The sequence below is a fragment of the Paenibacillus forsythiae T98 genome (genome assembly GCF_000520735.1).
GTDB classification, from domain to species: domain Bacteria; phylum Bacillota; class Bacilli; order Paenibacillales; family Paenibacillaceae; genus Paenibacillus_AQ; species Paenibacillus_AQ forsythiae.
On the sequence record NZ_ASSC01000217.1, the window covers coordinates 1 to 21325 of the forward strand.

At 53.7% G+C, this 21325-nt stretch carries 27 protein-coding genes; 1 reads left to right on the forward strand and 26 read right to left on the reverse strand.

What is annotated here, in order from left to right:
- From L692_RS31710 to L692_RS0107635, 26 genes are all read right to left on the reverse strand, one after another.
- Positions 1–182 (reverse strand): MqnA/MqnD/SBP family protein (locus tag L692_RS31710; RefSeq protein ID WP_332258254.1); only part of this gene is annotated, 182 nt, incomplete at its 3' end.
- Positions 179–784: a UbiX family flavin prenyltransferase gene (locus L692_RS0107510; protein ID WP_025698599.1), complete on the reverse strand. Its 606-nt coding sequence runs from the start codon at positions 782–784 to the stop codon at positions 179–181. The genes L692_RS31710 and L692_RS0107510, both read right to left, overlap by 4 nt.
- Positions 781–1656, reverse strand: coding sequence for a UbiA-like polyprenyltransferase (locus L692_RS0107515; protein WP_025698601.1), 876 nt, complete (start codon positions 1654–1656; stop codon positions 781–783). The genes L692_RS0107510 and L692_RS0107515 overlap by 4 nt, the downstream gene beginning before the upstream one ends.
- Positions 1649–2395, reverse strand: a complete 747-nt coding sequence (locus L692_RS0107520) for a demethylmenaquinone methyltransferase (RefSeq protein WP_025698603.1) — start codon at positions 2393–2395, stop codon at positions 1649–1651. Before L692_RS0107520 ends, L692_RS0107515 begins: the two co-directional genes overlap by 8 nt.
- A 7-nt stretch (positions 2396–2402) precedes the next feature.
- Complete coding sequence (locus tag L692_RS0107525) at positions 2403–3269, reverse strand: heptaprenyl diphosphate synthase component 1 (RefSeq protein ID WP_025698605.1); 867 nt, start codon at positions 3267–3269, stop codon at positions 2403–2405.
- 121 nt (positions 3270–3390) lie between these two features.
- Entirely contained in the window at positions 3391–3945 is a 555-nt protein-coding gene (locus L692_RS0107530) for a hypothetical protein (RefSeq protein WP_025698607.1), read from the reverse strand.
- Between the two features lie 110 nt (positions 3946–4055).
- Positions 4056–4304: a trp RNA-binding attenuation protein MtrB gene (gene mtrB / locus L692_RS28075; RefSeq protein WP_025698608.1), complete on the reverse strand. Its 249-nt coding sequence runs from the start codon at positions 4302–4304 to the stop codon at positions 4056–4058.
- 112 nt (positions 4305–4416) lie between these two features.
- A complete protein-coding gene (locus L692_RS0107540; RefSeq protein WP_025698610.1) occupies positions 4417–4689 on the reverse strand; it encodes an HU family DNA-binding protein in 273 nt (90 codons plus the stop codon).
- A gap of 269 nt (positions 4690–4958) precedes the next feature.
- The gene (gene spoIVA, locus L692_RS0107550) at positions 4959–6437 is read right to left on the reverse strand and encodes a stage IV sporulation protein A (protein ID WP_025698611.1); all 1479 of its coding nucleotides are present in this window, start codon (positions 6435–6437) and stop codon (positions 4959–4961) included.
- 442 nt (positions 6438–6879) lie between these two features.
- Entirely contained in the window at positions 6880–7620 is a 741-nt protein-coding gene (locus L692_RS0107555) for a DUF3939 domain-containing protein (RefSeq protein ID WP_025698612.1), read from the reverse strand.
- Positions 7614–7982, reverse strand: a complete 369-nt coding sequence (locus L692_RS0107560; RefSeq protein ID WP_025698613.1) for a 2Fe-2S iron-sulfur cluster-binding protein — start codon at positions 7980–7982, stop codon at positions 7614–7616. The genes L692_RS0107555 and L692_RS0107560 overlap by 7 nt, the downstream gene beginning before the upstream one ends.
- A gap of 47 nt (positions 7983–8029) precedes the next feature.
- On the reverse strand, positions 8030–8647 hold the full coding sequence (locus tag L692_RS0107565; RefSeq protein WP_051503453.1) for a hypothetical protein: 618 nt from the start codon (positions 8645–8647) through the stop codon (positions 8030–8032).
- 172 nt (positions 8648–8819) lie between these two features.
- Complete coding sequence (locus L692_RS0107570; protein ID WP_025698616.1) at positions 8820–8999, reverse strand: DUF2768 family protein; 180 nt, start codon at positions 8997–8999, stop codon at positions 8820–8822.
- A gap of 106 nt (positions 9000–9105) precedes the next feature.
- Positions 9106–9381 carry a stage VI sporulation protein F gene (locus L692_RS0107575; RefSeq protein WP_025698618.1) on the reverse strand — a complete coding sequence of 92 codons (276 nt, stop codon included), beginning with the start codon at positions 9379–9381 and terminating at the stop codon, positions 9106–9108.
- Between the two features lie 77 nt (positions 9382–9458).
- Positions 9459–10499, reverse strand: coding sequence for an NAD(P)H-dependent glycerol-3-phosphate dehydrogenase (locus L692_RS0107580; RefSeq protein WP_025698620.1), 1041 nt, complete (start codon positions 10497–10499; stop codon positions 9459–9461).
- Positions 10492–11109, reverse strand: coding sequence for a glycerol-3-phosphate 1-O-acyltransferase PlsY (gene plsY / locus L692_RS0107585; protein WP_025698622.1), 618 nt, complete (start codon positions 11107–11109; stop codon positions 10492–10494). The genes L692_RS0107580 and plsY overlap by 8 nt, the downstream gene beginning before the upstream one ends.
- A gap of 12 nt (positions 11110–11121) precedes the next feature.
- Entirely contained in the window at positions 11122–12444 is a 1323-nt protein-coding gene (der, locus tag L692_RS0107590) for a ribosome biogenesis GTPase Der (protein ID WP_025698623.1), read from the reverse strand.
- A 216-nt stretch (positions 12445–12660) separates the two neighbouring features.
- Positions 12661–13941 (reverse strand): 30S ribosomal protein S1, encoded by a 1281-nt coding sequence (gene rpsA / locus L692_RS0107595; protein ID WP_025698625.1) that lies wholly within the window; start codon positions 13939–13941, stop codon positions 12661–12663.
- A 174-nt stretch (positions 13942–14115) separates the two neighbouring features.
- The gene (locus L692_RS0107600) at positions 14116–14703 is read right to left on the reverse strand and encodes a lysophospholipid acyltransferase family protein (RefSeq protein WP_025698626.1); all 588 of its coding nucleotides are present in this window, start codon (positions 14701–14703) and stop codon (positions 14116–14118) included.
- Entirely contained in the window at positions 14703–15410 is a 708-nt protein-coding gene (gene cmk / locus L692_RS0107605; RefSeq protein WP_025698627.1) for a (d)CMP kinase, read from the reverse strand. Before cmk ends, L692_RS0107600 begins: the two co-directional genes overlap by 1 nt.
- Before the next feature lie 237 nt (positions 15411–15647).
- Positions 15648–16301: a flagellar brake protein gene (locus L692_RS0107610; RefSeq protein ID WP_025698628.1), complete on the reverse strand. Its 654-nt coding sequence runs from the start codon at positions 16299–16301 to the stop codon at positions 15648–15650.
- Positions 16302–16500: 199 nt separating this feature from the next.
- The gene (gene ypeB, locus L692_RS0107615) at positions 16501–17856 is read right to left on the reverse strand and encodes a germination protein YpeB (RefSeq protein WP_025698630.1); all 1356 of its coding nucleotides are present in this window, start codon (positions 17854–17856) and stop codon (positions 16501–16503) included.
- Positions 17857–17990: 134 nt separating this feature from the next.
- Positions 17991–18137 (reverse strand): hypothetical protein, encoded by a 147-nt coding sequence (locus L692_RS32490; RefSeq protein WP_169744918.1) that lies wholly within the window; start codon positions 18135–18137, stop codon positions 17991–17993.
- 70 nt (positions 18138–18207) lie between these two features.
- Entirely contained in the window at positions 18208–18903 is a 696-nt protein-coding gene (prsW, locus tag L692_RS0107625; RefSeq protein WP_025698634.1) for a glutamic-type intramembrane protease PrsW, read from the reverse strand.
- Between the two features lie 123 nt (positions 18904–19026).
- A complete protein-coding gene (locus L692_RS0107630; RefSeq protein WP_025698636.1) occupies positions 19027–19638 on the reverse strand; it encodes a genetic competence negative regulator in 612 nt (203 codons plus the stop codon).
- Between the two features lie 290 nt (positions 19639–19928).
- Positions 19929–20279 carry a hypothetical protein gene (locus L692_RS0107635; RefSeq protein ID WP_025698638.1) on the reverse strand — a complete coding sequence of 117 codons (351 nt, stop codon included), beginning with the start codon at positions 20277–20279 and terminating at the stop codon, positions 19929–19931.
- Between the two features lie 94 nt (positions 20280–20373).
- Here L692_RS0107635 and L692_RS0107640 point away from each other — a divergent pair, with 94 nt between their 5' ends.
- Positions 20374–21309, forward strand: a complete 936-nt coding sequence (locus L692_RS0107640; protein ID WP_025698640.1) for a polysaccharide deacetylase family protein — start codon at positions 20374–20376, stop codon at positions 21307–21309.
- Positions 21310–21325 lie beyond the last annotated feature (16 nt).

The window sequence follows — 21325 nt, forward strand, 5'->3', positions numbered from 1 at the left end:
GCGAAGGAGGACAGCGCTCCCACATCAATGTCGCCGCAGGCCATGCCCCGGTTCAGCACGGAGGGCACCTCGCTGATCATCCGGACCGGAAAGGAGAGTGCGGAAGGATCAAAGTTAAAAAAAACGGGCCATGAGTTGGTATAGCTGATTTTGCCGATTACGGCAGGGCCCCTCTTCATCATGAATCCCCCCATCTGCGGAATAAGGCGTGATCCATACCGAAGCTGTCCAGCACCTTCCCGACCATAAAGTTGACCAGATCATCCATGCTGCGGGGTCCGAAATAAAAAGCCGGCATCGCCGGAATGATGCGAACGCCGAGCCGGGACAGCTTCAGCATATTTTCCAAATGTATCGCATGCAGCGGAGTCTCCCTGGGGACAAGCACAAGCGGCCGCCCCTCCTTCAGCATCACATCCGCAGCGCGGGTCATCAAATTGTCGGAGGAGCCGCTGGCCACAGCCGACAGCGTGCCCATGGAACAGGGCATGATGATCATCCCTTCCGTCCGGAAGGAGCCGCTCGCGATGGAAGCTCCGATATCGGCGACGGGGGGATAGCGCAGAGAACCGGGACGGCCCCTGAAATGATCGTTCAGAACGCCCTCCCGGTCCGAGACGTTCCAGCCCAGCTCTTCTTTCAGAACCCGCCAGCCCGCATTGCTGACAACGAGATGCACCGTAAGCCCAAGGGACAGCAGCGTTTCGGTCAGGCGCACCCCGTAGATCGCGCCGCTGGCCCCCGTAATGCCGACTATAAAGCCCTTTGATTGTGAATTCCTCATTTGCTCAACTGCACCACCAGGTCGATCAAGGTAAAAGAGAATACGACGATGCTGAGCACGCCGTTCATCGTGAAGAACGCCGTTTGCAAACGGCTCAGATCATTCGGAGAAACGATGTGATGCTCATAGAACAGAATCACGTAAGCGATCAGCATGCCGGCCATATACCACCAGCTCAGGTGAGCCATGAACAGCAACGATATGAAGCCGATGCCGGTCAAGATATGAAACACCTTGGCGATCCTGAGCGCGCCCGCAACACCGAACCGGACCGGAATGGAATGCAGTCCTTCCTTCTTGTCGAACTCCACATCCTGGCAGGAGTAAATCACGTCAAATCCGGCCGTCCAGAACATGATGGTGAAATAAAATACCATGGCGGTCCAGTCCACCTTGCCAGTGACCGCGACCCATCCCCCCAGCGGGGCCAGCGCAATCGTAAGCCCCAGTATCAGGTGGCAAGCCCAAGTGAAACGCTTCGTAAATGAGTAGAACACCAGCAGAAACACCGCAATCGGCAGCAGTTTCGCTGACAGCGGATTCAGCTTGAACGCCGCCCAGAACAGCAGGAAGAAGGAAAAGGCGACAAAAACGATCACTTCCCCCGCCTTCAGCAATCCCGCAGGAATCGCTCTGCCCGCTGTCCGCGGATTCTTGGCGTCGCTTACGCGGTCAATCAACCGGTTCAGTCCCATCGCGGCGCTCCGGGCGCCGAACATGGCGATGATGATCCAGCCGATGTCTCGCCAGGAAGGAAGCGAGCCGGACATAACCATCGAACCGAGCAAGGCCCCCATAAATGCAAACGGAAGAGCGAATAACGTATGTTCAAACTTGATCATTTGCAGAAAAATACTGATTTTCTTAAACATCCACATTCTCCTTGAGCCCAATGTGTAATGCCGCGATGCCTCCAGTCAAGGGGAAGGATTCCACGCGCTCCAGTCCGGTTTCACGGAAGATCCGCTCCAGCTGCTTTCGGTCCGGGAACAGCGCAAGCGATTCGGGGAGCCATCTGTATTGCTCGTAGCTCTTCGCGAACAGCTTGCCCAGCAGCGGCAGCATCCGTGTAAGATAGAAATAATAAATGCCTTTGAAAGGCTGTGCCGTAGGCTTGGACAACTCAAGGCAGACAACCATGCCTCCGGGCTTCACCACGCGCATCATTTCATGAAGCACCTGAACGGGATCGGGCACATTGCGCAGACCAAAGCCGATGGTAGCGTAATCGAAGGAGCTGTCACCGAACGGAAGGCTCATTGCGTTGCCCTGTACAAGGGAAATCCGGTCGCCAAGCCCCCGCTGCTCCACCTTGCGGCGCCCGACGGCGAGCATGCCCTCGCTGAAATCGAGCCCTATGACGCCGCCGGTTCCGCTGCTCTCGGCCATCGCGATGCTCCAGTCGCAGGTACCGCAGCAGAGATCAACCGCGGTATCTCCTCGGCGCATGGCCATCTTGTCCATGGCAAACCGCCTCCAGGCCTTGTGGCGCCGGAAGCTCAGTATATCGTTCATCGTATCGTACTTTCCGGCGATTTTTTCAAATACGGAATGGACAAACTGTTCCTTCGGCTTGACTCCGTTATCGCCGGCAACTGTTGACTTGTTCATGTATGATCTATGCCTCCCCCGCCGCTTGTCCCGACATTTTGAGCTGCAAAAGGAAACGGTCCAGCGCCCCCCGAATCTCTCGGGTCAGGCTTTCGTCCCTGAGATCCTGAAGGATCTTCTGGATGGAATCCATCGCCTGATGCAGCTTGTCCGTCAGCAGGGATTCGCATTTATATTTCATTTTCAGCTTCTTCCAGTCTTTAGGCGCAAGCTTTCGTTCCCGAAGCTGCCGTCTCTCCTCCTCGCTTGCCGCCTCCAGCAAATGCCAGTAGCAGTAGCCCCGCTGCGCTTCGACGGGCGAAGCTCCGCGCTTCAGCTCCAGCGCTATCGTCTCGCACCGGCTGAATTCATACAGCAGATTCTCCCACGCCTCGGCAAGAGGGCGGTCGATCAGGGGGGTGAAAGACAGGAACAGCCGCATGTTCAGCTGCACCGCGGCCTGCAAATAAGCTTCAGCCGAAAGAATCATCTCTTTGGCCTTGATGAAGAGCTGCGCCTTAAGCACATTGAAATCGGCGATTGCCGCGCTCAAGGAACCGATGATCCCCACTTCCCCGCGCTTGGCCAATATATGATAAAACCAGCTGCTGAAATAATCTCCCGCCAGCACCTTCAGCTGCCGTGAACGCATATCCTTTTCCCCGGATGAGCCTTCAGCAAGATCAATCGACTCATGGGTATCCAGTCCGAGCTGAACAAGCACGGTAACGAGCGCGCACAGCTCCGCGTCGGGCGTCCGGGCGGCGCCATGATTCAGAAATATATATAACAATGATCCCCGGGCGTCCGGAAATGGCGGCAGATCCGTATGCCGCTGAATCATGTCGTAGTCCGTATAGGTTTTAGCAAGTTGCGGTATGCGGTACGGTTTCATTTCAGCCTCCGAGCCAATAAAAAATTATGACGATCATTGTTCACAATCTTGTCTATTATAGCACATGTTTTTGGGTCACGCACGACCAGGCAAGCGGTCGCCCAAAGTCTCTTAGTTACTTTTACCCGGATGAGGGAGGAATGAATTGATTTTTCCAGAGGCTAGTTTCACTGACTCGAAAAGCCGCCTTGAGACGGCCTTGAAGCGGCAGATTGCCAGCCGTTTGCAGTTCCCTAAGCAGCTCGCCGGACAGCTCCTGCCGCCTGGCGTCCGCTGCCAGCAGCAGACGAGCCGTCCCGAGCCACTTATCCTCCGCTATGACTCTTAGCATAACCTGATCGACATTTTCCGTATCCCGGAAAGCGAAGGAAAAGGCCAGGGCCATATCGGCATATACCTCCCCCGGCTCAAGCCTGCTGTCCGTTACTTTCAAATCCAGCGACAGCACTCCGTCCTTCCACCCTACGCTGCCGATGGACATCGAGAAAGGAAGACCTCCCACCTCATCCACCAAATTGGCGTCGCCAAGAACGATGCCTTCTCCGGCTGACGAGAGAGTCTCCACCGTCCTGTGTTCGCCCGGCGGGGAGGAATGAAGCCTCTCTATCTGCGGAAGCAAAGCGGCGGAAACCGCCGTGAGCAGCATCGCCGCTCCAATCCACCAGGTCCGGTTCATCCTTCATCCCCCTTTACGCCTTGAAGCATTGTCCGCGCACAGAAGACCTGAAACAAGCGTGAAACCTATACTTTTTTATATGCAAAAAAAAGCAGGCTATGCCTGCTGGTTTAAATGCCGCTCTCCAATTGTCCGTGCTTGGTCATAATCTCCGCCTTGCCGCGGATTTTCATCGCCGAGGTGTGGTCGGTAAACTGCACAATCAGCACCTCACCCTTGTCGAGCTTCTCGGTATGGTGAAAGCGGGTATCCAGACCTCTCGTCAGTCCCATCACCTGCACGCCGTTCTCTTTGGCCTTGATAACGATATAATCGCTCTCCGGCGCATCCGGCGAACCTGTATTCTTGCTCTCGCTCATCGCTAATCCTCCCTTCCCTAACCAAACGTTCGCCGCTCTTAAAAATAAATGCCGCCTGAAAGGGCGGCATGTTGATGCAAGTCAGAATTATAGAACCGATATGTAGAAATCTTTATTTAATTCCGTCCTTAAGCGCCTTGCCCGGTTTAAATGCCGGAACTTTGCTGGAAGGAATTTCGATTTCTTCACCGGTTTGCGGATTACGGCCTTTACGTGCGGAACGTTCGCGGACTTCGAAGTTGCCAAATCCGACCAGTTGTACTTTGTCACCGCTCTGCAACGCTTCCGTAATCGCTTCGAATACGGCGTCTACCGCTTTGGTAACATCTTTCTTGGGAAGTTCGGTTGCTTCCGTCACTTGATTGATCAAATCAGATTTATTCATTTCTTCTCACCTCCCTGGCAAGTTCTCCGTTATTGTTCACTGTTTCCGTTTCAACGCAAAATATACATGATTATTTCGTAAAATGAAACATTGCCGGCATCTTTCCCCGGATGCGCAACAAATTTATAGTAATACAGGCCATCCATAATTTCAAGGCGTTCCTCAAAAAACAAGCTGAAATGATTTCCTGCGCCTTTCGAACCGCAAGCAAAAAGGAGCGGACCTCGCGTCCGCTCCTTTTTCTTACGTTCTTACTGCATCCGCGCGCCTTACAAGATAATGGCAATCAGCCCGCCGGAGCCTTCGTTGATGATACGGCCCAGCGTCTCCTGCAGCTTGTAGCGGGCATTGTCCGGCATCATGGCGATCTTGCCCTGAATGCCTTCCCGGACAATGCTGTGCAGCGACCGGCCGAAAATATCCGACTCCCAGATTTTGATCGGGTCTTTCTCGAAGTCCTGCATCAGGTAGCGGACAAGCTCCTCGCTCTGCTTCTCTGTGCCGATGATCGGAGAAAATTCCGATTCGACATCGACACGGATCATGTGGATCGACGGCGCCGTCGCTTTTAATCTCACCCCGAAGCGCGTCCCCTGGCGGATCAGCTCCGGCTCGTCGAGCGCCATCTCGGCCAGGGAAGGCGCGGCGATGCCGTAGCCGGTCGTCTTGACCATTTCAAGCGCTTCCGCGAACCGGTCGTATTCCCGCTTGGCATGGGAGAATTCCTGCATCAGCTGCAGCAGATGGTCCTTGCCGCGGATCTCGACGCCGACGACTTCCATCAGCACCTGGTCGTACAGCTCTTCAGGCGCGTACAGATCAATTTCCGCGACGCCCTGGCCCATATTCATGCCGCTGAGTCCGGCCCTGTCGATAAAATCATATTCGCCAAATTGGGAAACCAGCCGGTCAACGTCGCGCAGACGGCGGATATCCTTGACGGTGTCGCGCACGGAGTTCTCGTAATTGCTGCGCAGCCAGTGAGTCTCGGGAAGCACCATCACCCAGCTCGGCAGATTGACATTTACTTCATGCACCGGGAATTCATACAATACCTCACGCAGCACCCCGGTGACATCATCCTCGGACATCGTGGCCGCGCTGAGCGTCATGACCGGAATATCGTATTTGGCGGCCAGCTCGCTGCGAAGCTGCTGAGTCTCCTCGCTCTTGGGGCGTGTGGAGTTGATGACAACCACGAACGGCTTGCCGACCTCCTTAAGTTCGGCGATGACCCGTTCTTCCGAATCCACATACGAGCTGCGCGGAATTTCCGCAACGGTGCCGTCCGTGGTGACGACGACTCCAAGCGTCGAATGCTCCTGAATGACTTTGCGGGTGCCGATTTCGGCCGCCTCCTGAAAAGGAATCGGCTCTTCGAACCATGGAGTGGAGATCATCCGTGGACCGTTCTCATCCTCATAGCCCTTGGCGCCATCGACCGCGTAGCCGACGCAATCCACAAGCCTGACATTGACCTCCAGCCCCTCAGCAACCTTGATCTGAACCGCGTTGTTCGGCACGAACTTGGGCTCGGTCGTCATAATCGTCTTGCCCGCCGCGCTCTGCGGAAGCTCATCCACAGCGCGCACGCGGTCCGCCTCGCTCGTTATGTTGGGAAGCACGATCGTTTCCATAAACCGTTTGATAAATGTTGATTTCCCCGTGCGGACCGCGCCGACGACTCCCAGATAGATGTCCCCGCCGGTACGTTCGGCAATGTCCTTGAAAATATCCACTTTTTCCAAAAGAGATCCCCTCCTCATATACTTCCGAAGAAAAAATGCCTGAAGAGCATCGACTTCGCGCTTGCCGCCGGTGTTCATCGCCTTCAAGGCACGAACCGGACGTTGCACGGCCCGGCTGAAGCTTGGTCCGCAAGATCCGCAAGCTTTGCCGCGCGGTGAACTCCGAACGCTCGGACATGCATTTGGACTAGTATCATCATATGTACCCGCTGCGGATTTATGACCGGCTTTCACGCAAATTAAAGGGTTGCCTCTCATGAGGACACGGCAGGCGCTGCTTGCGCCCGGAAGCTTTCTCATCATATTTATGAGCAGGCCGCCTGAAGTAGAACTTCTACGGCCAGTTGCCGGACCAACCGCAAATTATGGGCAGACAAAAAAGACAGTTATCCCACGGACAACCGCCTTTCTTATAAAAGCACGTATTTTCTGCTGCCGCCCCTTATCCTTCAGATGGAGCGCGGGGAACCGGCTCGCCGCCGGCCCAATAATAAGGAAGTGATTTGACCGGGACGAACCAGGAATTTTGCAGAAGCAGGTCGCGCAGATCCTCCTCCGGAGCAGGCTGCTCTCCCTCCCGGTCTATCACAGATATAATGTCAAAGGCGTAATCCGCGTATACAGAGCCGGTCTTATCCATAATAAAATCCAGGGCCTGACCGGAGTATACGCTTCTCAGCTTGAACCTTTCCGTCCCGGCCTTCTTGCCGTCAACCCTGTACAGACCGGGATACCGCTCTTCGGCTGCGGGCAGCTCGCCGCCATGGGCCGTACGGTACAGCTTCACCTTCCGCTCTACATCGTTCACAGCCTGAACGGTAACGAGATCCATCAGCTTAACGGTCGGATTCCGCTCCTCATCCAGCAGCAAGAAGCAGGCGCTGCCCCCTTTTTCAAAAGCGGTTGCCGGAATATCATCCAGATACCCCATCTTGTTCAGCTTATCCAGATCAATCCGGAACTTCTCGAACCTTGGCGTCGCCCTGTCGGCATTCAGGATCGGAAGCAGGCCCTTCTCCTTATAATAATCGTCAACAGCGGACTGCACCCGCTTCACACTTTCACGGTAGCTAGCCGCAGTCCCGCCTTCCTCTCTGCCTGCATACAGGCATCCGGACAGAACAAGAGCAAGGAACAGAATACTTAACGCAGCCGTGGCGCGCAGAGGCGGCACACTTACCACAATTCATCCTCCTGGCCGCGCCGCGCCTCTTCCAGCCTGCGCCGTACGGCCGCTTTCAGAGGGTCCTCGGGCACGGTCACACGGACGTCGCCCCGCACAATGGCCTGACAGGCCAGGCGGACGCCATCATTCAGCTGGCTTCCCAGCTTGCGGCGTTCAATATCGCCAGGAGGGTTCACCGCTCCTAAAGTCTCTTCCTCAATCTTGACCTTGCACATCAGGCACCCGGCTTTCCCGTCGCAGCGGGTAGCTATTTTTACGCCCGCCTTACGCGCCGCCTGCAGCAGCGACACGCCTGGGGCAATTTCAGTCTGCCGACCCTCCGGCAAAAAGACGATCTTATTTCCACTATGCGGCTTCATTGATGCCGTTATCCTCCTCTTGGCGTTTCAAAATAAGGTCAGCGCGATTACGAGCACAGGGCGGATACGCCCAGCAGCTCGCCAAGCAGCCCGATATGGGCAATTTCGAGCGAATTGCGCCGGATCAGCGTTTGCAGCAGAGGCAGATGAGCAGGCAGGTTTCGCCTCATGACCGAAGCGATCGCCTCATATCGGTCTCTTCGTCCGCGCAGCACATTGAATACAAATTCATGGGCCAGCGGCATGAGCCGCAGCCTTCCGACGCCGGAATAATTCCCGGCGGGTGCGCCCGCCTGCAGCAGGCAGGTCTCCACATTATACTTCGACGGGCCGCTGCATATCCTGAATCCGCATACGAGCTCCAGGTGATAATCTTCCAGCCGGTAATGACCGATCAGCGAGTAGCATCCGCGGCTCCAGTCTTCCGCCGGCTTCCCGCATGCATACCGTCCAAGCGCCGAATGAAGCCTGTCCACCGCTTCCAGATCGGCATACAGATCGATATCGCGAGGAGGCGCCGCAAGCGGCACATCCTGCAGAAGCAGCCCGCAGCTTCCTCCCAGCAGCCATAAGGGCGAGTCTTTCTCTTCTCCAAAGCATAATGCATCAGCAGCCTGCCCAAGAGCTTTGCAAAGCCCCTGCGGCATTGTATTACCGGTTAACATTCCTTCACGCCCCATTCCTTCAAAAATCGCGCTACGATTCAATCAGAAATATGTTCGGTACGACGCTGTTAGGTTTCACTGTTAATTCCAGTATTGCCAGGAGACCGGTACGGCAGCTTTCCATCATTATTCGGCCACATCTTACGGGCTTGCCGCCCTAGAATGTAATGGCTTACATAATGGAGGCCAGGCCGCCGAGCAACCCGATCAGCATGATGACAAAAGCGATGACGGACAACACTCCTCGGAGCAGGCCTTTCGTCCTGCTGCGGGCAAACGTAATGAGAAATACGGACAGCCCCATAATCAAAATGGCGATCAGGGACAACCACATTTTAGTCATCGGGTCCATTCGTACTCCTCCAATCCAGATGGATATTATAGGCATATTATAACACGATTACAAAAAAAAGAGCATCAGAACCGCGCTGGTTCTTTGCTCTTTTCGAAAAAAGCTCTTATTTTTTAAGCATCATCTTCATTAAGGTTTCCATGCTGCTTGGATTCGCCCCGGTCTTCTTCACAGCGCTGATAATATCCTTGATCGTATCTTCGCTGACCGGTACTTTGGCCATGGCGGATACCTGCTTGATCAATTGGCGGAGCTGGGCTTCACTCTGAAGCGTTCCCGGCTTTACTGTGCCGGCCAGCCTTTTAACTGCGCCTTCCGAGATGTTTTTGCCCGCCTTTTTATTGATGGCGTTCAAGGCGTCCTTGGAAAAATTTCGGCTCATTTGTCATCCCTCCTCCGTCAATCCCCGATACAGCATATGAGGATATCCGTGAAAAGGTGAGGGCCGCAAGAGCTGCTTCACGTATGCCATTGTTCCCAGGTTTCCTGGGAAATGGATTCCAGTTCGGCCTTCGGATCGCGTCCCATAAGCGCTTCGACAGCCTCCCGTGGACTTCGGCCGAGAAATAGCACATGATATATTTGGTCCGTAATCGGCATCTGAACGCCCAAATTGGCAGAGATGGAATAAGCAGCCTGGGTTGTTCGTATTCCTTCAACCACCATGCCCATCGACTCCAGCACCTCATCCAGCGGTTTTCCCTGCCCAAGCAGAGAGCCCGCCCGCCAATTGCGGCTGTGTTTGCTTGTCGCCGTTACGACCAGATCGCCGATTCCGGCGAGTCCGGCGAACGTCATGGGATTGGCCCCCAGCTCCACGCCGACACGGGAAATTTCCGCGATGCCCCGGGTAATCAGCGCCGCCTTGGCGTTATCTCCGTAGCCAAGCCCGTCAGACATCCCCGCGCCAAGCGCAATGATATTCTTGAGCGCCCCCGCCAGCTCCACGCCGAGCATATCCCGGTTCGTGTATACCCGGAAATCATTGTTCATGAACAGATCCTGAGCCCGGGCTGCGGCTTGCTCATCCAGCGAAGCGACGACAACCGTTGTCGGGCAATGACGGACGACCTCCTCCGCATGGCTCGGACCGGAGAGGACAACGATGCGGCCTTCCTCACAGCCAAGCTCCTCGGATATCACCGTGGACATCCTTTTCATCGTCTCTGTCTCAAAGCCCTTGGTTGCATGAACGCACAGCGTATCCTCTTTCCAATGAGCCTTCAGACTGCGGACAACCTGGCGCATGCCCGATGATGGAGCCACGATGACCACCGCCTTGACGCCTTCAACCGCTTCTGCCATATCGGTCGTGGCGATAATGTTAGCGGGGAGCACCACTCCCGGCAAATAGCGCTCATTTGTATGTCTGGTGTTAATCTCCTCTGACTGGGCAGCGTTGCGCGTCCACAGATAAACCTCCGGATGGTTCGCCGACAGAACGCTTGCCAGCGCCGTTCCCCAACTGCCCGCTACCAATACGGCGACTTTGTCAGACAACGCGCTTCCCTCCTTTGGATTTGGAGCCGATTTTGTTCTCGCGACGCTGTGCAATTTTAACTATATTCGTCCGGTGCCGCCAAAATGCAAAGACGGCGATGATCAGGCTTGTCCACAGCACCGGATATGTAAACCCGGTGAACAGCAGGAACACCGGTGTCAATGATACGAACAGAAGCGAGCCGAGCGAGACGTAACGGGTTGCAAAGATAGAAAGTATGGCGATAATACCGGCGTACAGCGCAGGCAGAAAAGCCAATGTCGCCATTACGCCAATCGTGGTTGCGATGCCTTTCCCGCCTTTGAAATGGAAGTAAAGCGGCCAGTTGTGCCCGATGATCGCCGCAATGCCGCAGGCCGCAGAGACCCAGCCCCCCCATTCGTCCGCCCATACTCCGAGCCAGACGGCGGCAATACCTTTTAGCACATCCAAGAGCAGCACCAGTATAGCCGGTCCTGTTCCCAGGACCCGCAGTGTATTGGTCGCTCCGGCGTTGCCGCTGCCGTACTGGCGGATATCAATCCCCCGAATCAGCCTGGCCAGAAGCACGCTAAAGCTGACGGAGCCAAGCAAATAACTGATCACAATTGCTGCAATTTCAAACGCCACGCTTTTTCTCTCCTATTCATCGTCGGATTTTCGCCGTGTAAAGATTCGGATCGGCGTTCCTTCAAAATCAAACGCACCGCGGATTTTATTCTCCAGGTAACGTTCATAGGAGAAGTGCATCAGCGAAGGGTCGTTGACGAATACGACAATCGTCGGCGGCTTCACGGCCACCTGGGTTACATAGTTGATTCGCAGACGGCGTCCCTTATCGGTTGGAGGCGGATTGATCGCAACCGCATCCGAGACGACATCGTTAAGCAGATGTGTGGCAATGCGCAGGGAATGCTGCTGCGCGACATGCTGCACAACCGGAAGCAGCTTATGCAGGCGCTGCTTCGTCAGCGCGGACAGAAAGACGACCGGCGCATAGGTCATAAACAGGAAATGGTCGCGGATCTTGTTCTCGAAATGCTGCATCGTCTTGTCGTCCTTCTCGACGGCATCCCACTTGTTGACTACGAACATCGACGCCTTGCCGGCATCATGCGCATAACCGGCGATATGCTTATCCTGGTCGATAATGCCTTCTTCGCCGTTAATTACGACGAGAACGACATCCGCCCGTTCAATGGCCCGCATGGCGCGCATGACGCTGTATTTCTCGGTCGTTTCATACACTTTGCCGCGCTTGCGCATACCGGCGGTATCGATCAGCACATAGCGCTGGCCGTCACGCTCAAACGGCGTATCTATTGCATCGCGGGTCGTTCCCGCCACATCGCTTACAATAACGCGCTCCTCGCCGAGAATTGCGTTGACCAGAGACGATTTGCCCACATTCGGGCGCCCGATCAGCGCGACGCGGATTACATCCTCGTCGTATTCTTCATCCAGCGGCTCCGGAAGCCGCTCTGTAACCTCATCCAGCAGATCGCCGATTCCGGTGCCGTGGCTGCCGGAGATGCCAATCGGATCTCCGAAGCCCAGGCTGTAGAATTCATAGATATCTTCAGCCCGCTTCATATTGTCCACCTTGTTGATTGCGAGCACGACCGGCTTGCCTGACCGGAACAGCAGCTGGGCGACTTCTTCATCCGCATTTGTCAGTCCGCTCTTCGCTTCACACATGAACACGATCAGATCCGCTTCCTCGATCGCCAGCTCCGCCTGAACACGGATAGACTTCAGAATCGTATCCTCGCCATCGATTTCGATACCCCCCGTATCAATCACACTGAACGCCTTGCCGTTCCATTCCGATACGCCGTATATCCGGTCACGGGTAATTCCGGGTTTATCCTCCACAATAGCCAGCCGATCACCGATCAGCCGGTTAAAAATTGTAGACTTCCCAACATTGGGCCTTCCTACAATGGCCACAACGGGTCTTGCCATGTTTCATTCCTCCTGTCTGCCTTACGTTTCCCATCATAGCAAAAAAGCCCTCGCTTGGCTAACGCCTGAAAACACAATCGGCGAACCCTCTTAGTAAAGGGTTCGCCGATAAGTATACCCATTATGTCGGATTATAAGAGCCGCCAGCCGGTTCTTATAAAATATAAGCCATAAATAAGCGCTCAGCTTATTCAGTCTTATATCTCAAGAAGGGAATTATTTGCCCTTGAATTTGTCCAGCTTGTCGCCGAAACGTTCAGCCAGCGTAAAGCTGAGCCCTTGATTGCTAAGCGAAACATTAGGGTTGTCAAGGACTTCTTTAGGCGCCCGGTCTCTGTTTCTTTCCGGTTTGGCACTAGGAGCCGGAGCTTCTTCCGTTTCCTTGATGCTTAAGGATACACGCTTCTCGGACGGGTTGAAATCCAGAACTTTAACCTGAACCTCTTGCCCTTCCTTCAGCACCTCATGCGGTGTGCCGATATGCTTGTGGGAAATTTGCGAGATATGAACAAGGCCCTCTACGCCCGGGAACAGCTCAACGAACGCGCCGAAGTTGACAAGGCGTTTCACTTCGCCTGTTACCACATCGCCAATATGGATCTTGTCGGCAGCGGTATCCCAAGGACCAGGCAATGCAGCTTTGATGCTCAGGCTGATTTTGCCTTTTTCCGGATCAACCTTCAGCACTTTCACCCGAACTTTCTCACCCTCGGAGATGACATCGGAAGGCTTGTCAACATGGCTCCAGGCGATTTCGGAGACGTGAACAAGTCCATCAACGCCGCCTACATCGACGAACGCGCCGAATTGAGTCAGACGTTGTACCGTACCTTCGATGATTTGACCTTCGGAAAGCTCGGACATAATTCTTTGTTTGTTGGCTTCGAATTCCTCTTCGAGCACTTCCTTGGCGGAAAGAATAACCTTGCCGTTCTCACGGTCAAGCTCTTTCACTTTCACGCGCAGCGTGCGGCCTTTGTAATCGCTGAAATCTTCAACGAAATGACGCTCAACCATGGAAGCGGGGATAAATCCGCGGGCGCCCACATCGGCAACCAGACCGCCTTTGACAACGTCGGCCACGGTGACTTCGAACGATTCCTGGGAATTATAGTATTTCTCCAGATCATCCCAGGATTTCTCGCTGTCCACAGCGCGTTTGGAAAGAACGAGGCTTTCCTTGTTGTCATTGATGCTGACCACCTTGCACTCCACTTCTTGTCCGACTTCAACAGCCGAAGCGGCATTGTCGAGTTGAACGGAAGACAGTTCGCGAATCGGAATAACGCCGTCATATTTATATCCAATGCTCACATAAGCTTGGTTATCTTCGATTTTGACGATCGTTCCTTTCACGGTGTCGCCTTTTTTCAAGGAAATGATTTGTTCCAGTTCATCCTGGTTTGCAATTTCCTCTTGGTTGTTAGTAGCGGAATCTACCGCCTCCACGGATTCGTTATTCTCCGCAGCTTCCTGATTTCTTATTTCTTCAGACATGTGATTACCCTCCTCGATTCAAAACCCCATTTATTTAAACCCGCGCTAGAGCAGGGTTCAAAACATACCTATTTAACGAATGCCCCGCTGTAATGTTACTTTCCTATTATGTTCCAAAAAATAACGGCTATGCCGCTTTCAGGCCCGGGAGTTCATCCGGTTCCCGCCGCTTGCTCATTTCCCGCTTGGCTTGCCGGTTGCCAGCATCTCCCGAATTCTTGACATAATGAGATCGGTAACCGCTTCAGCCGAATCGCTGCCGCCTGCGGCGTACTCGCTCAGATCAATCGGAGCGCCGTAAACGACGACCATCCGGCGAAAAGGCTTATATGGGCCGATTATCGCCGCCGGAACGACTGCCGCGCCGCTGCGGAGGGCGAAGGTTGCCGCTCCTTTCTTGGCGATGCCGACATCGCTGTTCCGTGTTCCTTCCGGAAAAATGCCCATTACCTGCCCGCTTCGGAGTAAATGAAGCGCTGTTTTAATGGATTCCTTGCTCACGCCTCCGCGTTTAACCGGAAAAGCGCCCACCCTCTTGATCAGAGGACCGAGAACAGGAACCTTAAACAGCTCAGCCTTGGCCATGTAATTCACTTTGCGTTCCAGCTTGATTCCCATGGTAAAGGGATCAAGATTGCTGGTATGGTTGCCGCATAGCAGCACTCCGCCCTCATTCGGAATATTTTCAATTCCCACCGTCTTTAGCGGAAACAGAACGGAATAAATCAAGCGAAGCAATCCCCGGCAAATGACATAAATCATTAATGATTTCTCTCCCCGCGAACATAAGATCTGCAGTGGGACACGATGGTCTCCACAACCTGTACGATATTCATCGACGTCGTATCAAGCAGAATGCTGTCATCGGCGCGCCGCAGCGGCGAAATTTCCCGACTCTGGTCAAGGAGGTCTCGCTGCGCGATATCGTGTTCAAGCTGCTTCAGGCTCACCTCTTCAGTGTCCTTCAGTTCCTTGTAGCGGCGAAGAGCCCGCTCTTCCACGCTTGCCGTCATGAAAATCTTCACTTCGGCATCCGGCAGTACGGTTGTGCCGATATCGCGGCCGTCCATTACGACTCCTTTGCCAATCGCCATCTCTCGCTGAAGCTGACTCAGTCTCGTTCGAATGGATTCGATCTTGGCATACTGCGATACCATGCCGCTGACCTGAAGACTGCGGATATGGGGAGTCGCATCTTCCCCGTTGATGATCACTTTCTGCACATTTTCTCCGGGTATTAATTCAATCACCATGTTTCGCACTGTTTGAAGCACGTTATCGTGATCTTCCGGCACAATATCTTTACGGATCATATACCAGGTCACCGCCCGGTACATTGCTCCCGTATCGACATAAATGTAAGAAAGCTTGTGTGCAACCATGCGGGCTACTGTGCTCTTGCCTGCCCCGGCAGGTCCGTCGATAGCGACGTTGATTTTGTCAGCGATATGTGTCCCCTGCCTAACCAAAGGGGCATTCCTCCTCAAAATAAGGCCAAGGCCGCGCTTGGCGGTAGTTCCACTTGACATACCGGAAAGCACGAACATAAATTCATACTTTCTGATATCTTCAAGAAAAAAGCAGGCATTGCCTGCGACTTATAAAATTATATCACAGTTTGTACAGCAGTGCAAAATCGCATAGACTCAAAATATAGAGAATAAATCGGGGATTGGCGGCAAATTCCGGTGTATACCGGACTCGCGCTAACGGTTGCGGAAATCAAACTGCCGCTCGAAACAGTAGCGAATAATTTTCTGGCGTTCGCCGTCCAGGATGTTCACAAATTTGAGCATGGCCAGACTTCGCCCGTTCTCCAGTTTCTTCATCCGCACAACCTCAGCCTCAAATTGAGCATGCTCGCTGGAGCCGTTACGGTAAGGGAGAAGAATCCAGCACTGCAGATGGTCGCCCATTTCGAGCGGCACGCTTATATCCGTCATGAACGAAGTTCCGCCGCCGCTGATATCTTCGGTGCGAACGAGGAAGCGAATGCCCGCTGCCGTTCTGGCCGCCAGTTCAAGCTCCGCGCTGACGCGCAGGAAGCTCCGTCTTTGAATTTTCAGAATCTCATCCTTCGCGGGCTTGTGCACCCGGACCATTCGGATAACGTCTTCCTTGAAACCGAGCACATGCGTGTAAAAATAATTTTTGATTCCGCCCTCGGTCATAAAATAAACCGACAGTTCATCCCCGATATGCAGTTTCTTCAACCGTCCGTTGCTTTCCTGCATCGGAATTTCAATCAGAAACGCCTCGTCTTCCACTTCCGCTATTCTGGATCGGTATTCAACTTCCGTTTCGGAGGCGTCGCTGGAGGCTTCCTGGATGAACAGATTGTCGTTGATTTTGGGATACAAGCATGTCACCGCCAATGAAATTAGTAAGATATTCTAAAGCCGATTATACCATGGGTTGCAGCGGCTGGGTGAGAAAAAATTGCAAGACGCTCCGGTGCAAATCCTTTTCAGGGAGAACAGGGCCCTGCCCGTAATCAGGCTAAGAGGCCATCCGCAAGCGGACAGCCTTCTTGTTTGCTCCTTAAGAAACCTGTGGGCGTTATAATTGTTGCTGGGCGCCGGATGCGGTTCGGATCTCCTCGACCGCTTCTTCCATGCCGGAGTCCGCATTCAGATAAATACGATACTTAGAGCCGTTGATCCGGCCGCCGAATTCGTAGGTAAGCACCTGTTCGCCGTCATCGTTCTCAATCAAGGCAGGACGGTTGTACAGCTCCTTTAAATCCGGGTTCAGCTTCTTCCGGGCTTCGGCAAGACTCATCTTGGGCTTGGCGATTTTGCGCTTCTCCTGGTGCTCATTGACATAGTCGCTGGACTGAAAACCGGTGGTATCGCCGGTGTCGAGCCCAGAGCGGACCGTTATTTTTTCGGGATAGATAAGCACTCCGTCCTGCTTGGTCACAAATGTGAAATTGGCCATATTGCCGTAACGGTCGGCGCTGACGGGCGTCATGTCCGAGTATCCCTTGCGTTTCAGGAATTCGCCGGCCTTGGCGGCCGCATCATCCATCGATACCCGGGGGGCTCCAATCTCGCGGTTATTATTGTAAGAAATCAGCAGCCCGCCTCTGGTTGTAAAATCCATGCTTATCGTTTCTTTCGCTCCGCTTACCGTCGCTGTGTAGGTTGGCCATTCCGTTCCTTTTCCGTTCTCGGTAACCTGCACCTTGGCCCCGCTGCCGGCATCCGCGTATTTCAGCGCCTTGCGGCGGATATCATCCACAGAGACGGGCGGACCGTCCAGCTTTTTGACCGAACGTTTGTCATAGACGCTGGCCACCGATGGCCCCCAATCGAGCTCCGGATACGCGCTCACCCTTTTGTCCACCGTTTTGAAGCCGTCGATAATCGTATTGTCCTCGGCTTTCTTCTCCGTAGCCAGAGCCGATTCAACGTCCATCCACCGGAGGTGGTTCGAAATAACCTTGTTCTGCACCTCCTGAAGGTCCTTGGAAATTTCGCCGGAGCTTTTATACAAAGCCGTCAGGTTCTTCATTTCGCCGTCAGTCAACGGTTTGTCAGTATAGTCGCGCACCGCCGCTTTATAAGAGAAGCTGGAAATCTTGGAGAGAAACTCCTCCGTCTTGCTGAAAGGCAGCAGGGTCAGCGGAAGCTGATTAATCTCGTTCTGCGCCTCGCTGGTAAGCCGCCACACATTCGTAAGAAATTTACGGTGCATTCCATCGGAAGTGGAGCTGACGGCAAGCACATTGCCAAGTTCGCCATGCAGCCGCTCCATGTGATAGGACAAATCATGGAAGGACCGCTGGTATTGGTTCTCGGCCTTCAGCAGCACCGCGTTTTTCTCCTGATTCTCCTGATAACCCCATACAAGCGCGCCGATGAGCAAAAGCGCGGTCAACGGGAACAATACGGCACTCAATCTTCTGTACATATGGCTGGAAGACTCCCTTCTTGTAGCTTATTGCCGTTAGTTTGACATAAACAAAGAGGTCTTATGCACCGGCAGAGGCAGAATTGATCGTGCCAAACGGTTCCGGCAAAATGCAAAAAAGAGCAGACGCCCTGTCAGGCCTGCTCTTCAATCAGAAATCCTTCGGTGCAATTGCACAGACACTGCTTAAAGCCCGTCTGGACAATGCCATGATATTTTATTCCGCGCAGAATATAGCTTTCGCCGCACTGCTTGCATACGATCCGAACCTTTACACGCAAAAAAGACACCTCGCTTCCGGGCGGTATTCCTCTACAGGAGCTATTCCCGGTAACATTGTGTCCATCCGCGCTACAGATTAACCTCTTCCTCCCGTTTCAGCAAGCGAAAAGGCGACAGGTTATTGGCCCTCGCGACCTTGATCATGCCCCCATACCACAGGAAGGCCATTAACGGAACGATATACCAAATCCAATAGTTCGCCGTTGTGTTCAGAATGAAGTCGTAGATTCCGTGCCATATCCAGGGAAGGAGAAGCGAAACGGCCAGAATGCCGCGCCTTTTGACCCCGTTCGAGAATTTGGCTCTGCCGAGATGGTATCCCATCACAACGCCGAACATGGCGTGCCCCGACACCGGAAGAAGCGCCCGGAGAAACATGGAGCCAAGCGAAGCGTGGCTGTACCAGGCGTACATCACATTCTCAATCGTCGCAAAACCAAGCGAAATCGCCACAGCATAAAGTATGCCGTCATACGGCTCGTCAAATTCGGTATGATTGTAGATAATGTGATACATCACGAACCATTTCAGGCACTCTTCGACTCCGGCGGAAATCAGGAATGAGTCCGTGTAAGGCCCCGTTTCCAGCCCAAGCGTCAAGCCTCTCTGAATAATCATGACCGGAAAGACAATCAGCAGGCCGAGCACAAAAACCTTGAGCACCATATGAAGCGGCTCTTGATCGTACTTGTCCTTCAGGTAAAAATAAATCAGCAGAGCAAGTCCCGGTGCCACTGCCGACGAAACCACCGATAACAAAAGCACCGAATGTACCTCCCCGCTTCGGAAAATAAAAGAATAGCCGGCCTATCCCTGTGTAACAGGCAGGACCAGCCGGCGTTGTCGCAAGAACAGGCAAAGGGCCACCGAAGATCCACCCCTTCCTCATTATTCCTGGCGTTTGAAAAAGGCGCAAAGTTGCTGAACGGCGTTCTCCGCCATAACCGTCTTGCCGTATTCATCCAGCACCGCCTCGGTCACCGAAGACGAATCTCCGAATTCGGCAAGCACAGCCACAAGGGCCGACAACGCGGGTTCCTCGAATTCCTTCGGATCGAAATAGAAGTACCATTTATCCTGATAAGAGTACAACTTGCCAGCGGAAGTAATATTGCCAATGAGTACATGCGCCGCTTCAACCACGACTTCGAAATCGCGGAAAGCGTAGACAATGGAGTCCGCTTGTTCAAGGGTAACTTCCATTTCGTAAATTTCATCGGGCAATTCTTCTTCCCCCGGCGCGCCGTACTGATGATCGTATTTGCCCCGGGTAACGATGACGACCATGCCTTGTGCGGGCAGAGCGAACACTTCCACGGCAAGTGGACCGGTTGCGTCAAATCCGAGTTCAGTATATGCCTGGTCCATCATTTCCGTAAACAGGTCATGAACTTTGGGGACTTCCTGCCACATGTCTTCTTTCTGGATTCCCCGCTCGCTCAGGTCGTCAAAAGTGAGGAAAATCCGTATCTTATCTTGACTTAAACGCTCTATTCTCATGACAGGATCCTCCTTTTGAAAGCTCATATTCATTATAGTGTATGATGAGTCCAGAGTAATGAGCCAAAAATAGTCAATATCATGATTGATATGTATGTATGTTACCATTTTGGCGCGACAAATGCACGTAAATATATTATAGGCCAGACTCCCCACATTTTCAAAAATATTAAAATAATCAGCCGGGCGCTGTAACTTGCCTCATAATGCCGTGATTGACAGGCCGCTCAAAAAAAAGAACCATTTTGGCGATGGGGAATCTCCAAAATGATTCTGACGGCAATTTGCGGTTACAGACCCGGTATGGCTGTATGGGTTTCTTTGAGAATCTTCTCCACGTCGCGTTTGACATCCGGATTGCTGCGGATAAAATCCTTAAGCATGCTCAGGTTGGATTCCTTGGAGCGGGCTGACGTATCTGCCTTGAGCCCCTCCGGTCCGGAGCTTTCCGGTTTCGCTCCCTGCTGGATTGCGGAAGTGCTGCCGAAGCCTGTGGTCGCCATGTCCATGATTTTATTTTTGGCTTTTTCGGCGGCCCCGGACTGTCCCATCAAGGGAATGAACATATTCCGCTTCTTGGACATGAGCATGCTCGCGGTGGCGCCCAGCATCACTCCGAAAAAAAATGACGAAGTCTTCACATTTAATACCTCCTTGTATGATAAAATCGTCTCTAGTGTTCGCAGAAGATCCAAGCGTCATACAGCTTAATCACAGGAAAGCGAGTTGAAATAAGTGGGTAAACAGACAGCAGCAGCGCTGCTGCTTGCCGCCTTTCTGCTGACCTCGTGCAGCAGCGCCGAGAACGGCGCTCAAGGCGGCGAAGCGGCGCCTGCGGCGCACAGCGCGAAGGCTTCATCTCCGGCTGCCGTGACCGCAGCTCCCACAGCCGGTCCCTCCGCACTGGCCTCCGCTCCCGCTGTCGGCAGCGGGAACGCCTCTGCGCGGCCGGCAGCTTCCGCTTCGCCGGCTGGGGGCAGCGCGGATTCCGGAGAGCGGGACGGAAGCGGAACGGACGTGAAAGTGCCGTTTCTGTACCACATGAACAAGAATTATGACATCAAGCCCAATGAGGAAAGCACGAACAAAAGGATCGTCCTGCTGACGTTCGACGACGGACCGAAGGAAGCGAAGCTCATCAATTCCATCTTCGACACGCTGGACAGACACCGGGCCAAAGCGATCTTTTTCGTCAACGGGTACCGCATCAAGGAACATCCGGAGCTGCTGAAGCTGATTCAGGAACGCGGGGGCATCATCGGCAACCACAGCTGGGATCATATCGTCCTCAAGGATAAGCCGTATACCGCCGTCAAGAAGCAGATCGAGGATGTGCAAAGAATCGTAAAGGAAATAACCGGGGACACGCCGGTGTTCTTCCGTCCTCCCCACGGGGCTGGCGGGGATGTCGGCAAGAGGATCGCCGCGGAGAACGGTATGCTGTATATGACCTGGTCGAACGGCTCTCTGGACTGGACCATGAACGAGGAAGACGCGGGCAAGACGGAAAAGCTGATTCAAAACGTCACCGGCCAGCTTCATTCCGGCAGCAATATCCTGATGCATGAACTGCCGTGGACAACCGAAGCGCTGGATAAGCTGCTGACCACGCTGGAGAGCAAGGGCTACGGATTTGTCGATCCGCGGAGCATTGAACCGAAAATGCGGTAAAGCGGAGTTAGTGGTA

Coding starts and splice junctions, on each gene's coding strand:
- L692_RS0107510 (WP_025698599.1), bottom strand. CDS start 784: ATGAGGAATTCACAATCAAAGGGCTTTATAGTCGGCATTACGGGGGCC.
- L692_RS0107515 (WP_025698601.1), bottom strand. CDS start 1,656: ATGTTTAAGAAAATCAGTATTTTTCTGCAAATGATCAAGTTTGAACAT.
- L692_RS0107520 (WP_025698603.1), bottom strand. CDS start 2,395: ATGAACAAGTCAACAGTTGCCGGCGATAACGGAGTCAAGCCGAAGGAA.
- L692_RS0107525 (WP_025698605.1), bottom strand. CDS start 3,269: ATGAAACCGTACCGCATACCGCAACTTGCTAAAACCTATACGGACTAC.
- L692_RS0107530 (WP_025698607.1), bottom strand. CDS start 3,945: ATGAACCGGACCTGGTGGATTGGAGCGGCGATGCTGCTCACGGCGGTT.
- mtrB (WP_025698608.1), bottom strand. CDS start 4,304: ATGAGCGAGAGCAAGAATACAGGTTCGCCGGATGCGCCGGAGAGCGAT.
- L692_RS0107540 (WP_025698610.1), bottom strand. CDS start 4,689: ATGAATAAATCTGATTTGATCAATCAAGTGACGGAAGCAACCGAACTT.
- L692_RS0107560 (WP_025698613.1), bottom strand. CDS start 7,982: ATGAAGCCGCATAGTGGAAATAAGATCGTCTTTTTGCCGGAGGGTCGG.
- L692_RS0107565 (WP_051503453.1), bottom strand. CDS start 8,647: ATGTTAACCGGTAATACAATGCCGCAGGGGCTTTGCAAAGCTCTTGGG.
- L692_RS0107570 (WP_025698616.1), bottom strand. CDS start 8,999: ATGGACCCGATGACTAAAATGTGGTTGTCCCTGATCGCCATTTTGATT.
- L692_RS0107575 (WP_025698618.1), bottom strand. CDS start 9,381: ATGAGCCGAAATTTTTCCAAGGACGCCTTGAACGCCATCAATAAAAAG.
- der (WP_025698623.1), bottom strand. CDS start 12,444: ATGGCAAGACCCGTTGTGGCCATTGTAGGAAGGCCCAATGTTGGGAAG.
- rpsA (WP_025698625.1), bottom strand. CDS start 13,941: ATGTCTGAAGAAATAAGAAATCAGGAAGCTGCGGAGAATAACGAATCC.
- L692_RS0107600 (WP_025698626.1), bottom strand. CDS start 14,703: ATGATTTATGTCATTTGCCGGGGATTGCTTCGCTTGATTTATTCCGTT.
- ypeB (WP_025698630.1), bottom strand. CDS start 17,856: ATGTACAGAAGATTGAGTGCCGTATTGTTCCCGTTGACCGCGCTTTTG.
- L692_RS0107630 (WP_025698636.1), bottom strand. CDS start 19,638: ATGAGAATAGAGCGTTTAAGTCAAGATAAGATACGGATTTTCCTCACT.